We start from the raw sequence: 14,792 nt of genomic DNA, 5'->3' as shown, positions 1-14,792 counted from the left end.
TTCTCGAGGGCGTGCGCGGGTGAAGGGACAGGGCGGAGCGGGGACGACCGGAGCGCAGGTACGAAGAGGGGCGAAGGGGCTGTGAAGGGCGGGCGCCGCTCTCTCAGCGGACGGGCGGCCGGCCCGGACAGAAGTGCTCCAGCAGGAGCGCGGACGGGACGCGGTCGGGGGAGTGCAGACGGAGCAGCCCGTAGCCGATGCCGGCCAGGCCCGTCAGCATTCCGGGAGAGGGCACCTGGTCGGGGGTGGCACAGCGGTGCTGTTGCGCCTCCACCGTCGCCAGCACCCGGCTGGTGGCGCGGGTCAGAGCGGCGGACGCCTCGCCGTCGCCCCGGCGCGCCAGGACGGTGAGGGCCTCCAAGACTCCGAAGGCACCCTGGCCCGCGCTCAGGTCGGGGCCGTCGGCGAGGGCGGTCAGCCGGGCGGCGAGGCCGCCGCGTCCCGGCAGGTGAGCGGTGGCGGCGGCGATCCCCGGCAGACCGGAGGTCCATGACGGGCCGTGCCCGGCGGGGCCGGCGTCGGCCGAGCGGAGCAGTCCTGCCGCCACCTCCTGGTGGCCCTCTCCGTCCGCGCGGTGCTCCGCATGGCGCCGCAGCGCCCAGCCGATGCCCGCGGCACCCTCGGCGAACCCCGCGGCGCCGCCGTCCCGCGCGGACGCGGTGGCCAGGCCGTCGGCCACCGCGTCCGCGAGGTCGCGGGTCCGGCGGGCGCCCGTGGCGTCGTGGGCGGCGACCGCGGCCGCCAGGGCACCGGCGACGCCGTCCGAGAAGCCGGGATCCGTGGAGGCCACCACGGCGTGTTCCAGAGCGGTGAGCGCGTCGGGCAGCGAGTCGGCAAGGTCGGCGTCGAGGAGGACCGACAGCCGCACCAGGCCGTAGAGGATGCCGCCGAGTCCGTCGTACCCCCCCGGTCCGACCGCCGCGCACAGTTCCGGGTCGGCGGCCAGCATCTTCAGCAGGGCCGGCAGCGGTCGTACGGCCTCGTGGGCGAGCGCCGTGTAGCGCCCCGCGCCCGCGAGGAGCCCGGCCTCGGCCAGGAACAGCGCGACTCCGGTGTAGCCCTGGGCGAGCCCGGCGCCCATGGGGAGGACCGACCAGTGCCCGCCCGGCAGGCGCTCAAGGCCCAGCCAGTTGGCCCGGCCACCGGCCCGCACGGCGCGGGCGGTGATCTCGTCGGCGATCCCGCAGGCCGCCGCCAGCAGCCGCGACGGCTCGGGCACCACGGCCGGTACCGGGGTCAACACCAGCGCGGAGCGCGGGCGGACCAGCGTGGAGCCGGAATCGCGGGCCGCCAGCGCGGCCGAGACGATCCACTCCTGGTCCCGGCAGTCGACCTCGTCCATCCGGGCGATCTTGGCGCGGACCGCGCTCAGGCTCGACACCGGCAGCAGGTCCGCCACCCAGGTCCCACCCGCGGTCCCCACCTCCGTGCCGGAAGGGCGGTGGACGAACATCGGGACGTCCCCGCGCCACAGGTCCTCGGTCTCGTGCTCCACCAGCCGGCCGCGTGCCGGGTCGTGCGCCGATTCGGTCCACAGCACCGCGAACGCGGCGTCCCGGGCGAGCGCGTCGCCGAGCAGCGTCGGGTGGGTGGACTCCTCCAGCAGGGTCGAGTACAGCCGAGTGGAGCGGACGATCAGCCGTGCGGGACTCTGCGCGTGCCGCTCCAGCAAGGCCCCCGGAGCGGCGAGTTCCGCACCGTGTGCGCGGATCGCCGCGTAGGCGGTCCGGAAGCCGTCCAGCAGGGCGGCCCGGTGGTCGGCGCCCTGGAGACGGTGCCCGCCCGGCAACGGCTGGTTCTGCGCGGCAGGACTGACCACCGGACCCCGTACGACGCGCATGGTGTCCAGTCCGCTGTCCTCCCACCGCATCCCCTCGCTCGGGAACGTGCCCTCCCCCGCCCGGCCCAGCGCGGAGATGTCCAGCGCGCCGTACTCACCGATCAGCAGATGGGGCAGCAGGCAGGTCCGGTGCACCGAGGCCTGGAGGGCGTCGGCGGCCGGGTCGGCCCCGGCCGTGGCGGCCTGCGGAAGTCCGGTGTGCAGCAAGGTCTCCGCGTCGACCAGCACCGGGTGGTCCCCGGCCGCGATGAGGTTCTCGTAGTGCATGTCCGCGCCGTCCACCGCGTACAGCAGGGCCAGCAGCGCACCCTGGCGCCGGTAGAAGGCGTCCGCCTCCGTCACCGAACCGCACCAGCGGTGCTCGACGAACTCCAGCCAGCCGTGCTCCTGCCGCCGCACCGTGCGCGGGGTGCGCAGTTCGAGTCCCTCGACCCGGCCGGTGAGCCAGCGCGTCAGGTCGTCGAGGAGCGCGTGGTGACCCAGCGGGCGAGGCTTGTAGACCGTCCGCGAACCGTCCGCGAACTCCAGCACCGCCACCGCGCGCCCCCCGGCGTGGGCGTCACCGCGGCCCAGTTCCACGCGGGTGAGGGGGCCGGGGTCGTTGCCTTCGAGGAGGTCGGCCACCACTGCGGCGCGGTCCGCGTGCAGCCGCAGGCCGAGCTCGGCAACCGCGTCGGCCGCGTCCAGAGCCGTCTCGGCCAGCATCCGCGCCAGCACCGGATAGGCGGTGAACAGTGCCCGCAGACCGTCCGCGCCGCCGGTGGTGGCGAGGAACGAGGCGAACCGGTCGCGCGACGTCGCCCCGGAGAGGCGTCCGGCGCGCCGGGCGCCGTCCAGTTCGCGGACCAGGGTACGGGCCGCCTGCCGGGACAGTCGGCCGAGCAGCCACTGCTCGAACGAGGTGCGCAACACGTTCCGTTCGGCTGCGGGAAGCAGTGCCAGCCGGTGGTCCAGGGAGTTCGAGACCGATGTCACCAGCGGTGCCACGACCGGTGTGAAGACCTCCGGCCCGGTGGCGTCGTCACACGGCACCGGAGGTGCCGCGCCGACGGAGCGAGCCAGCGACTCCTCGACGTGACCGGCCCAGCGCGGGGTGCCGGCCCGGTGCGCGAGCCGCTCCGGCGCCTCGTCGGCGAGGGCCCGTACGGCGAGTTCGTCGAGGCCCAGATGGGCCAGTCGGGCCGCGAAGCCGGCCGTGTCGCCGGCGTCCCAGGGGGCGCGGCCGGAGACGGCGGTCGTATCCGACGCCACGGGACGTCCGGGGGCGGCGACGCGCTCGGCGAGAGAGAGCGCGGGGGCCCACCAGGCGAGCGGCAGGTGCGCGCTTCGGGGAGTCGTGGATACGGCTGATTCGGTCACATGAGGAAGGTCGCAGGCCGCGTACGACCCCCACATGGGGGTGGTTCCCCCATATTGTTCGGCGGCGCCCGCCGAAGGGCGGGGGCCGGGTGGGGGGACGCACTCCGTGGGCAGGCCGTGCTCCCGGAGCCGGGACGGCTGCCGCAGGTCACGGTCCACGTCCGGCGGTCCGTGCGCGCCGCCCGGCCCACCGGCGCGCCCCCTTCGGCGAGGCGGTCCCGCCGCCCGACGGTTCCCCGCGTTCCCGGGGTCAGTCCCCGGTCGGCGGCAGCAGGCGCGGCTCCAGGCGTTCCTCGCGCACCCCGTCGCCCTCGCGGGTGACCACGTACGCACCCTTGCCCGCCGACTCCGTGACCGCCTCCACCAGCCGGGTGCCGTGGTAGACGAGCCCCACCCCGTCGTCCGTGCAGTGCGCGGACGACAGGGTGCCGTCGGCGACCAGCCGGTGGATCATCGGCCTGCGTCCGGGGTCGGAGTCGTAGTGGACCCCGTTGCCGTACGGCAGGAAGCCGAGCGCGTCCACCACCGGTCGCAGCAGCGGCCCGTAGGAGTCGGTCGTGCCGCCCTCGAACCAGCAGATCGAGCCAGCGCTCACCCCACTCAGCACGACCCCCGCCTGCCAGGCCCGCCGCAGGTGCGCGTCCAGGCCGTGCACCCGCCACACCGCCAGCAGGTTCGCCACCGAACCCCCCATGACCCACACCACGTCATGGTCGAGGATCGTGCCCTCCACGTCCTCCACGCTCGGCATGGGGAACAGGTGCAGCGGCGTCAGGTCGAAACCCGCCACCCTCGCGGCCTCGTGCATGCGCGCGGTGACGTGCTCCGCGTCCCCCACCGCCGTGCCCAGGTACAGAATCCGCGGACGGCGCCCGTGCACCCCCGACAGGTCGACCGCGTGGTGGACCAGGGAGTCGAACAGCACCCGTGCGCGGGCGCCGGAGCGATGCCCTCCGGATGTGGCCAGGACGGTCGGCTGCGAAGCGGGCATGCGCGCGATCGTAGCCGCTGGCCCGCCCGCGCATCCCCCGGCGGGCACCCTGACCGCCGCGAAGTGGCGGAAACAGCTACCCGCCGAGAAAGGCGGCCGGACGCCCCCGGGCGCCGCGCGGTGCTCCGGCACAACTTGGGTGGTCGGCCCGCATCCGCTGGCGCCCCGGCCCCCGTCTACTGGTGTCCGGCCGACGGAACCCCGCGGCGGCACGGGACCGCGCCGCCACGCCCGCAGGACCGTCGTCGACTCGACTTTGTGATCACCAGGTGCCGTACTGACGAGACAACAGGAGTGAAGGACATGCGGACCACTCAGGCTATCGACTCCGTCGCACGAAGCGTCTATCTCGCCATGGTCGACCTGCCAGACGCCGGGATCACCGAGTTGGCGGCGCGGTTGCGGGAGGCCGAGGAGACGGTACGGCAGGGGCTGGAAGAGCTGTCGGCCCTGCTGCTCGTCGTTCCCGGCGACACCGCGACCGGCTGGCGGCCGGTCGACCTGGAGCTGGGCCTCGCGGCGATGCTCGCCCGGCAGCAGGCCGAACTCGCCCGGCACCGGCTCCAGGTGGAGGACAGCCGACTGGAGGTCACCCGGCTGCTGACCGAGCACGGCCGCGCCGGCCGGGACAGCGCGCCGGGCGTCGAGTGGCTGGCCGGAGCGGACACCGTGTGGCGGCGGGTCGCGGAACTCGCCGAAGGATGCGAGCAGGAATGGCTGACGGTCGGTCCCACCGAACGCCTCGCCACGGCCGCCTCCGGGGGCGTCCCGCCCGTCGAGGAGATCCTGCGCCGCCGCGGCACGGCCGCCCGCACCATCGTGCTGGAGAGCGTCCGCAACGATCCCGACGCCATGGACCGGCTGCGCGGGAGCGGCGACGGCATCGGCTCGATCCGTACGCTGCCCTCGCTGCCCGCGTGGATGATCCTCTGCGACCGTACCCACGCCGTCGTACCGGTCGTCGGCGTCCAGTCGGTCGCCGGCGCCATGGTGTGCTGCGTCGAGTCGGTCACCGAAGCGTTCGCCGCCCTGTTCGCCCGCCTCTGGAAGGAGGCGTTGCCACTGGCCGAGGCGCGCCCGCGAACCCGCGGCAGCCTCTCCCTCCAGGAGCAGCACGTGCTGCGGCTCTGGGCGCAGGGCCTCACCGACGCCGCCGCCGCCCGCCGGATGGACGTCTCGCTGCGCACCGTGCGCCGGCTCTCCGAGAAACTGACCGACCGCTTCGGTGCGCAGAGCCGCTTCCAGCTCGGCGCCCTGGCCATCGCCCAGGGCGGAATCCTGGTCGAGGACACGGTCTGACACGCCCGGTACCCACCCCGCCGAAGCGTCCCGACCCACCTCGACGCGCCGACGCACGCCGCCGCGCCTCCGGCGCCCCGAAGCACGCACTCCGCGCACCCCCACCGTCGCCGGAACGGTGGGGGTGCGCGGTCTCATCCGGCGGACGCGAACTGCGCGTCGATCGCGGCCATCAGCAAGTCGGCGACGCCCTGGGCCAGTTCCGCCGGCGTCGGGCGGTCGAACACCGTCCGGACCGGCACATCGACCCGCAACGCCTTCCGCAGCCTCGACACGACCTGGGTGGCGAGCAGCGAATGCCCGCCCAACTGGAAGAAGTTGTCGTGGACGCCCACGCGTTCGACGTTCAGGAGATCCGCCCAGACGGCCGTGATGTGGCGCTCGACGGCGTTGCGCGGTGCCGTGTACGACGTCCCGAGGTCCGGCCGGCGGCCGTCCGGCACCGGCAGCGCCGCCCGGTCCACCTTGCCGTTCGCCGTCAGCGGCAGCCGCTCCAGCACCACGAACGCCGCCGGGACCATGGGTTCGGGCAGGTGGCGTCCCAGGTGCGTGCGCAGTTCCGCGACGCTCGGAACCTCCGTCCCGGCGGCCACCAGATAGGCGACCAGCCGCTTGTCGCCCGGCGTGTCCTCCCGGACGACGACGGAGACCTCTCCGACGCCGGGGTGCGTGATCACGTTGGCCTCGATCTCACCCGGTTCGATGCGGATGCCGCGGATCTTGACCTGGTCGTCGATCCTGCGCAGGAACTCCAGCTGCCCGTCCTCCCGCCACCGGACCAGGTCGCCGGTGCGGTAGACCCGGTCGGCCGCCTCCTGATCGGACACGAACGGAACGAACCGCTCCTCCGTCAGGTCCGGGCGCCCCAGATAGCCGCGCGCCACCTGCACGCCGCCGACGAGGAGCTCACCGGGGATTCCGGCAGGCAACAAAGCGCCGTGCTGGTCCACCACGAAACACCGGGTGTTGCCGATCGGCGGGCCGATCGGCGGGACGGCTTCGCCGGGTACGCACACGGTGGAGGTGACGATGACCGTGGCCTCCGTGGGCCCGTAGTTGTTGACCACACGGAAGGGAAGCCGGGCCTGCGGCGGCAGCGTCAGCCGGTCGCCACCGGTCAGTACGTAGTCGAGGGTGCTCTCCGGGCCCCACTCGAGTGCCGACAGGGACTCCAGCATCGGCGTGGACAGGAACGCGGCGTGGATCCGCCGCTCGCCCAGCCAGTCCCGCAGCAGTTGCGGGGCGAGCCGGACCGAGTCGGTGGTGACGCAGCAGGTCGCACCCCGGGTGAGAGCGAGCCACAACTCCCAGGCCGCCGCGTCGAATCCGATCCCCGCGAGCAGCGCGAACCGCTGCCCCGGCTCCAGACCGTACGTGACCGCCGTCCAGTGGACGAGGTTGACCAGGCCGCGGTGCTCGACCTGGACCCCCTTGGGCCGGCCGGTGGAGCCGCTCGTGTAGATGAGATAGGCCAGGTCGCGCGAGGAGGAGACCGGTTCCGGGTCGGTGACCGGTTCTCCGGCCAGCGGACCCGCGTCCGCGTCGCAGGCGTCGAGCAGCAGCAGGGGGACACCGGGCGGCAGACGGTCCGCGTGCGCGGAGTGGGTGAGGACGACCGGCGTCCGCGTGTCCCGCACCATGTACGCCAGACGCTCGGCGGGATACTCCGGGTCCATCGGCACGTACGCCGCCCCCGCCTTCAGCACCGCGAGCTCCGCCGTCACCAGGTCGGCCCCGCGGCCCAGGCACACCGCCACCGGCATGTCCGGCCGCGCCCCGTACCGGGCCCGCAGATGGTGGGCGATCCGGTTGGCCCGTGCGTTCAACTCGCCGTACGTCAGGGAGGTTTCCGGCGTCTCGATCGCGACCGCGTCCGGCTGTCGGGCGGCGCGCTCCTCGAAGAGTCCGTGCACGGTGACCGTGTCCGGGAAGGCGGCCGTGGTGGCGTTCCACTCGACGAGCGTGCGCCGCCGTTCGGCCGGGGTGAGCAGGCACAGCTGCGACAGCCGGCTCCCCGGGGTGCCGGCGACCGTGTCCAGCAGTGTGCCCAGGTGGCCGGCCAGTCGCTCCACGGTGTCGTGCTCGAAGAGATCGGTGCGGTACTCCAGGGAACCGCCCAGAGCACCGTCCGGCCTTTCGGACATCACCAGACTCAGATCGAACTTCGCGTCCTGCCCGGTCACCGCGAACGGCTCCACCGTCAGCCCCGGCAGGCTCCACACGTGGTCGTCCGGCGTGTTCTGCAGAGCGAACAGCACCTGGAACAGCGGATTGCGCGACGGATCGCGGTCGGGCGACAGCTCCTCCACCAAGCGCTCGAAGGGAAGATCCTGGTGGTCGTACGCGCCGAGCGCGGTGTCCTTGACCCGCTCCACGAGCTCGGGGAAGGAGGGGTTGCCCGACAGATCGGTGCGCATCACCAGCGTGTTGACGAAGAAACCGATCAGATCCTCGGTCTCCGCCCGGTTGCGGCCCGCGATCGGCGACCCGACGACGATGTCGTCCTGCCTGCTGTACTTCGCCAGCAGTACCTGGAACACCGCCAGCAGCACCATGTACAGGCTCGCCCCGCTCCTGGTGGCCGTCGCCCGCAGCCGGGCGGCGACCTCGGCCGGAACCTCGAACGCCACGGTGGAGCCGCCTCCGGGCGGCCCCGCCGGGCGGCGGTGGTCGGTCGGCAGTTCCAGCGGTTCCGACCCGGTGAGCCGGTCCCGCCAGTAACCCAGCTGCGCCTCCAACACCTCACCGGTCAGCCGCTCCCGCTGCCACACGGCGAAGTCCGCGTACTGAACCGGAAGTTCGGGCAGGGTGTCCCGACCCCTCCCCGACACCGACGCGAGGTACCCCTCGCGCAGCTCGCGCGCCATGACCCCCTCCGACCAGCCGTCCGCCGCTATGTGATGCACCATCAGCAACAGGAAGGCCTCGTCGTCGGCGAGTCGCACCACATGGGCGCGCAGCACCGCGCCCGTCGCCAGATCGAACGGACGGCGGGCCTCGGCCTGCGCGAACCGCGTCGCCGCGGAGCGCCGTTCGGCCGGATCGGCGACATGGCGCAGGTCGTGGACGGCCGCCACGACCGGGGCCGGCGGGTCGACGATCTGTCCGGGTTCGCCGTCGGAGGGGACGTACCGCGTCCGGAGGATCTCGTGCCGCGCCACCATGGTGGTGAGCGCCGCCTCCAGCGCGGCCACGTCCAGCACGCCGCGGACCCGCAGTGCGAACGGGACGACGTACTCGGCACGTCCCGGCTCCAGCTGGTCCAGGAACCACAGTCGTTGCTGGGCGGAGCTCAGCGGCAGCGGACCGCCCGTCCGGGCGGCGGGCACGATCCGTGCCGAGTCGTCCGGGGCGAGCCGCTCCACGCGGGCCGCCAGCGCGGCGACGGTGGGCGCCGAGAAGAGGACGCGTACCGGCACCTCCACGCCGAGCGCCGCACGCAGCCGTGAGGTGACCTGCGTGGCCAGCAGTGAGTGGCCCCCCAGCTCGAAGAAGTTGTCGTCGACGGAGGTGACGTCCGTACCCAGTACCTGCGACCAGGCCGTCGCCACCGCGCGTTCGGCCGGTGTGCGCGGCGGGGCGCCCCGGCCGGGCGAGCGGGGCTCCGGAGCCGGCAGCGCCCGCCGGTCCACCTTGCCGTTCGGGGTGAGCGGCAGCCGGTCCAGCACCACGAACGCGGACGGCACCATGGGGGCGGGCAGCTCGCGGCCCAGCCGGTCGCGCAGACTCTCGGGGGACGGCGCCCGCCCCGCCGGGACGACGTACGCCACCAGTCGTCTGTCGCCGGGGACGTCCTCGCGCAGGACGACGGTCGCGGCGGCGACCTCGGAACCGGCCAGCAGTACCGACTCGATCTCGCCCGGTTCGATGCGGTGGCCGCGCAGCTTCACCTGGTCGTCGAGGCGCCCCAGGAACTCCAGCTGGCCGTCGGGCAGCCAGCGCACCCGGTCGCCCGTGCGGTAGACCCGCCGAGGTGTGCCGTCCACGTCCACCGTGACGAACCGCTCCGCCGTCCGCTCCGGCAGTCCCTGGTAGCCGCGGGCCAACCCGATCCCGGATACCACGAGTTCACCGGGAACGCCGATGGGGACGGGCCGGTCGTGGCGGTCCACGACATGGACGACGGTGTTGCGGACCGGCCGTCCGATCGGCGGTACCTCCACGCCGGGCACCACCTCCGCGGACGTCGTGACCACGGTCGACTCGGTCGGCCCGTAGTTGTTGACGACGCGGAACGGCAGCCGCAGCCCGGCAGGCAGGCGCAGCGCGTCACCGCCGGTCAGTACGTGGGCCAGTGAGGTCGGCTCCGACCAGTCAAGCCCGGCCAGTGCCTCCAGCATGGGCGTCGACAGGAACGTGCCGTGCACCCCGCGCCGGGTCAGCCAGCCCTGGAGGAGTTCCGGCGTACGCCGCACGGTGTCCTCGGGCACGCACACGGTGGCGCCGGCCGCGAGAGCGGGCCACAGCTCCCAGGCCGCCGCGTCGAACCCGAGGCCGGCGAGGTGCGCGACCCGGCGGCCCGGCGCGGCGCCGAAGCTCCCCACCGTCCAGTGGATCAGGTTGACGAGGCTGCGGTGCTCGATCTGGACTCCCTTGGGGCGGCCGGTGGAGCCGCTGGTGTAGATCAGGTAGGCCAGATCCCGCGGGCCGGCCGAGGGCTCGGGGTCGTGCTCCGGAAGGTCCTGGATCAGGGCCCGGTCCCGGTCGGTGCGGAAGCGGCCGGGCGTCCGGGGCAGCAGGTCCTCGTGCGCGGCATCCGTCACCACGTGCACCGCACCGGAGTCCTCGATCATGAAGGCGAGCCGGTCGGCCGGGTGTTCCGGGTCGAGCGGCAGATAGGCGGATCCCGACTTCAGTACGGCGAGCAGCGCGGTGATCTGGTCGGGCCCGCGCTCCAGGCACACGGCGACCACCCGGCCGGGTCCGGCGCCGGCCGCCCGCAAGTGCCGGGCGAGCCGGTTCGCACGCTCGTTCAGCTCCCGGTAGGTCAGCTCCCCGGTCTCCGACAGCACCGACGCCGCACCGGGCAGGTGCGCGGCGCGCTCCTCGACGAGCCGGTGCGCGGTCGTCGAGGCGTCCGCGACGGGGGAGGCCGCCCCGGACCACTCGGTCAGCAACTGGCGGCGTTCGGCGCCGGCCAGCATCTCCAGCTCGGACAGCCGTCGGTCCGGGGCCGCGACCGCCGCGCCGAGCAGCGTGGCGAAGTGGCCGGCCAGCCGGGCCGCGGTGGCGCGGTCGAACAGGTCGACGGCGAACACGAGGTTCCCGTCGAGCGATCCGTCGGGCCGCTCGGTCAGGAAGAGCGTCAGGTCGAACTTCGCCTCCTCCGCCCTCACCGCGAACGGCTCGACCGCCAGTCCCGGCAGGCCCCAGGCGTTCTGGTCCGGCGTGTTCTGGAGCACGAACATGGTCTGGAAGAGCGGGGTGCGCGACAGGTCCCGCTCCGGGGCGAGCTCCTCCACCAGCCGCTCGAACGGCAGGTCCTGGTGATCGTAGGCGCCCAGCGCGGTCTCCCGGACCCGGTCCAGCAGGTCGCCGAAGCCCGGATCGCCGGACAGGTCGGTGCGCATCACCAGGGTGTTGACGAAGAAGCCGATCAGCTCCTCCGTCTCGGCCCGGCCGCGCCCCGCGACCGGGCTGCCCACCGCGACGTCCTCCTGCCCGCTGTACTTGGACATGAGCAGCTGGAACACCGCCAGCAGCGACATGAACAGGCTCGCGCCCCGCCCTGCCGCCGTCCGCCGCGCGGCGTCGACCACCTCGGCGGGCACGGTGAAGGCGACCGCGTCGCCGCGACCCGAGCGCTCGGCCGGCCTGCGATGATCCGCCGGCAGCTCCAGAGGCTGGAGACCCGTGAGCCGGTCGCGCCAGTACGCCGCCTGCTTCTCCAGCGCCGCTCCGGCCAGGACGTCGCGCTGCCAGAGGGCGAAGTCCGCGTACTGGATCTCCAGCGGCGCGAGACCGGCATGCCGCCCCTCGACCGCCGCGCCGTACAACTCTCCTATCTCACGGGCGAGTACGCCCTCCGACCAGCCGTCGGAGACGATGTGGTGCACCGCGATCAGCAGCAGCCACTCCTCCTCGTCCACGCGCACCGCGACCGCCCGCAGCAGCGGCCCCGTAGCCAGGTCGAAGGGCCGGCCCGCCGCCTCGCGCAGGAGGGCGAGGGCGCCGGCCTCACCGATGCTCCGCCCGTCGTGCGTGTCCACGTCCATCTCGCGCGGCGCGTCGACGACCTGCACCGGCCGGCCCGTGCCGTCCGCGACGAACCGGGTCCGCAGGATCTCGTGCCGGGCCACCAGCGTCGTCAGCGCCGTGCCGAACGCGTCCGGCGAGAAGCCCCCGGTGACCCGCAGCCCGGCCGGAACGACGTACTCCGCCCGCCCAGGGTCCAACTGGTCCAGGAACCAGAGCCGTTGCTGTGCGAATGAGAGGGGAAGCGGCCCCGCCGGGCGGTCCGCGCGCGGTATCACCGCGGCCGTGCCGGGTTCGAGTGCGTCGACGGCGGCAGCCAGCAGGGCGGGGGTCGGCGCCTCGAACAGGGTGCGGTGCGGCACCTCCACACCCAGGTCCCGGCGCAGCCGGGCGGCGACCCGCGCGGCCAGCAGCGAGTGCCCGCCCAGCTCGAAGAAGTCGTCGTCGACGCCTACCGGGTCCACGCCCAGCAGCTCGGCCCAGATGCCCGCGACCGCCACCTGCGTCGGAGTGCGGGGCTCCGCGTAGGCCGTCGACAGGTCCGGCCGCGCGCCCTGCGGCGCGGGCAGCGCCTTGCGGTCCACCTTGCCGTTCGGTGTCAGCGGGATGCGCTCCAGCGTCACGTACCGGGCCGGCACCATGTGCTCCGGCAGATCCCGTGCCAGGGCCCGGCGCAGCTCGGCCGCCGCCGGAGCGGTGCCGTCCGTCGGCACCAGGTACGCCACCAGCCGCTTGTCGCCGGGAACGTCCTCGCGGACCACGACGGCCGCCCCCGCCACACCCGGCCGGGCGAGCAGGGCGCTCTCGATCTCGCCCAGCTCCACCCGGTGGCCGCGCAGCTTGACCTGGTCGTCGATCCGGCCCAGGTACACCAGCCGGCCGTCCGGCAGCCACTTCACCAGGTCCCCGGTGCGGTACACCCGGGCGTCCGGGTCGGCCGAGAACGGGTGCGGGACGAACCGTTTTGCCGTCAGGTCCGGGCGCCCCAGGTAGCCGAGGGCCACGTTCACGCCGCCGATCAGCAGCTCACCCGGCACGCCCACCGGCTGGACCTCGCCGTGCGCGCCGACCACGTACACCTCGGTGTTGTCGATCGCGCGGCCCATCGGTACGTGGTCCGCCGCCGGGTCCACCGCCTCGGTCCGGCCGACCACGTTGCCGACGGTCGCCTCGGTCGGTCCGTACTCGTTCACGACGGTCGTGTCGTCGGTGCCGTTCGCCAGTATCCGGTGCGTCAGCGACGGCGTCAGGTCCTCGCCGCCCGCCACCACCGTCGCGATGCCGTGCCGGAGCCCGTCCCGTTCCAGCCGGGCGGCCAGCAGCTCCAGGTGCGAGGGCGTCGCCTTGAGGAAACTGATCCGCGCGCCGGTGGCCACGAGTTCCACGGCCGCGTCGAACACGGTCGCTCCCGGCTCCGGGCTCGGTACCACCAGACGCAGACCCTGCACCAGGGGCAGGAACAGGGCGGTGACCGTCAGGTCGAAGGCGGCCGACGAGCACAGCAGCGAGCCGATCTCCGCACCCGGCGCGGCCGGGTAGTTGCGGTCGCACCAGTACAGGTAGTTGACGACACCCCGGTGTGCCACACGGACTCCCTTGGGGCGGCCCGTGGAGCCGGAGGTGTAGATGACGTAGGCGAGATCGTCCGCGCTCGCGACGGCCGGCGGGGCCGATCCGTCGCCGTCCGGCCAGGCGCGGTCGGTGAGCAGCAGCTCCGAGTCCGGGGCGAACAGACCGGCGTGCGCGGACTGCGTGACCACCACCGGCGCAGCGCTGTCGCCGACCATGTACCGCAGCCGCTCGGCCGGGTACGCCGGGTCCAACGGCACATACGCGGCACCGGACTTGAGCACCCCGAGCAGTGCGCACACCAGATCCGGGCCGTGGTCCAGGCACACCGCGACCAGCGCCCCGCGCCCCACGCCCCGCTCCCGGAGGTGGTGCGCCAGCCGGTTGGCCCGCTCGTCCAGCGCGCGGTAGGTCAGCAGCCGGCCCGCGTGCTCCAGGGCGACCGCGTCCGGCTCCCGGGCAGCCCGCTCCTCGACCAGCCGGTGGACGGTCGAGGTGTCCGGGAAGGGCGACCGGGAACCATTCCACTCGGAGAGGACGCGCGTCGTCTCCGCGGGCGTCAGCATCTCCAGCGCGGACGTCCGGGCCTGTGGCTCATCGGCGGCGGACCGGGCGAGAACACCGAAGTGGCCGGCCAGGCGCTCCGCGGTGGCCCGCTCGAACAGGTCGGTGCGGTAACCGAGAAGGCCGCGCACCCCGTCGCCTTCCGCCGTGAGCTCCAGCGTGATCCGGGCCGAGGGCGGGAACACGGCCGGCTCCTCACCGGCGGCCCGCCACGCGAACCACGGGGCGCCGTCCAGCGCGCCGCCCGCCGCGTCCGCGATCTCCCCGTACGGCAGGGCGACGTGCGCCCGCACGGCCACCGCGACGTGCGCCAGCGTCTCCTCGAACAGCGGGTCCCCGTCCGGGCTCCGCACGGCGCGCGCCCGGCCGCCGCCGTCGGCCACCACTACCGGGACGTCGCCCCGGCCGGAGTGGCGCGCGAGCAGCGCGTGGAACACCGCCAGCAGAACGGACGGCAGTTCCGTCTCCCGCTCGCGGGCCAGCGCGGCGAGCGCCCCGGCCGTCCGCGCGGTTACGCCGAAGGGGACGCGGTCCGAGGGAGCGGGACCGTCGTGGGACGGACGCCCGTCCGTCGGCAGCTCCAGCGGCTCCAGGCCCCTCAGAGCCTGCCGCCACTCCTCCACCTGGTGATCAGCGTGATCAGCCACCGTTCACTCCCCATCGTCAGCACGTTGTCAGCGGTTGCGAGCGTCCGAGCACTCGCCGCGCGAGCGGTCGCGGCGCTCCGGGGCCGGCAGTGCGGCCACCGGCACCGGAGGGACGCCCGCGGTGAGCACGCTAGGACGCGTGGGCGGGCGCCCCCAGTGGGCACAAGTGACGCCCTGTCGGCTGGTCACAAGTGCCCAGTGCCGCGACCGATCAGGGCTGGCCACGATGGACGACGTCACCCGCCGACCTCCTGCTCCCCGGCGCCCTCTCCCCGACAGACCGCCCGACGTACGCCGGGCGTCGACGCTTTCGGGCAGAGGGAGGCCG

4 protein-coding genes are annotated in these 14,792 nt (G+C 74.1%); 1 reads left to right on the top strand and 3 read right to left on the bottom strand.

All coding sequences use genetic code 11. The features are described 5' to 3' along the window. Positions 1 to 103: 103 nt before the first annotated feature. Positions 104 to 3,199 (bottom strand): type 2 lanthipeptide synthetase LanM family protein, encoded by a 3,096-nt coding sequence (locus tag OHT52_RS00585; RefSeq protein WP_328718084.1) that lies wholly within the window; start codon positions 3,197 to 3,199, stop codon positions 104 to 106. A 250-nt stretch (positions 3,200 to 3,449) separates the two neighbouring features. Further along, the gene (locus OHT52_RS00580; protein ID WP_328718083.1) at positions 3,450 to 4,190 is read right to left on the bottom strand and encodes a peptidase E; all 741 of its coding nucleotides are present in this window, start codon (positions 4,188 to 4,190) and stop codon (positions 3,450 to 3,452) included. Positions 4,191 to 4,493: 303 nt separating this feature from the next. Here OHT52_RS00580 and OHT52_RS00575 point away from each other — a divergent pair, with 303 nt between their 5' ends. Beyond that, complete coding sequence (locus OHT52_RS00575) at positions 4,494 to 5,489, top strand: helix-turn-helix domain-containing protein (RefSeq protein WP_328718082.1); 996 nt, start codon at positions 4,494 to 4,496, stop codon at positions 5,487 to 5,489. Between the two features lie 134 nt (positions 5,490 to 5,623). On the opposite strand, the gene OHT52_RS00570 is transcribed toward OHT52_RS00575, so the two are convergent. Continuing rightward, positions 5,624 to 14,464, bottom strand: a complete 8,841-nt coding sequence (locus OHT52_RS00570; RefSeq protein WP_328718081.1) for a non-ribosomal peptide synthetase — start codon at positions 14,462 to 14,464, stop codon at positions 5,624 to 5,626. Positions 14,465 to 14,792 lie beyond the last annotated feature (328 nt).

It is taken from the genome of Streptomyces sp. NBC_00247 (genome assembly GCF_036188265.1).
Classification (GTDB): Bacteria; Actinomycetota; Actinomycetes; order Streptomycetales; family Streptomycetaceae; genus Streptomyces.
The sequence above is the reverse complement of the archived record's forward strand: the minus strand, read 5'-3'. Positions and strand labels throughout refer to the sequence as shown.

What these genes read in the sequence shown, in the direction of transcription:
- OHT52_RS00580 (WP_328718083.1), bottom strand. Translation starts at nt 4,190, where the DNA reads ATGCCCGCTTCGCAGCCGACCGTCCTGGCCACATCCGGAGGGCATCGC.
- OHT52_RS00575 (WP_328718082.1), top strand. Translation starts at nt 4,494, where the DNA reads ATGCGGACCACTCAGGCTATCGACTCCGTCGCACGAAGCGTCTATCTC.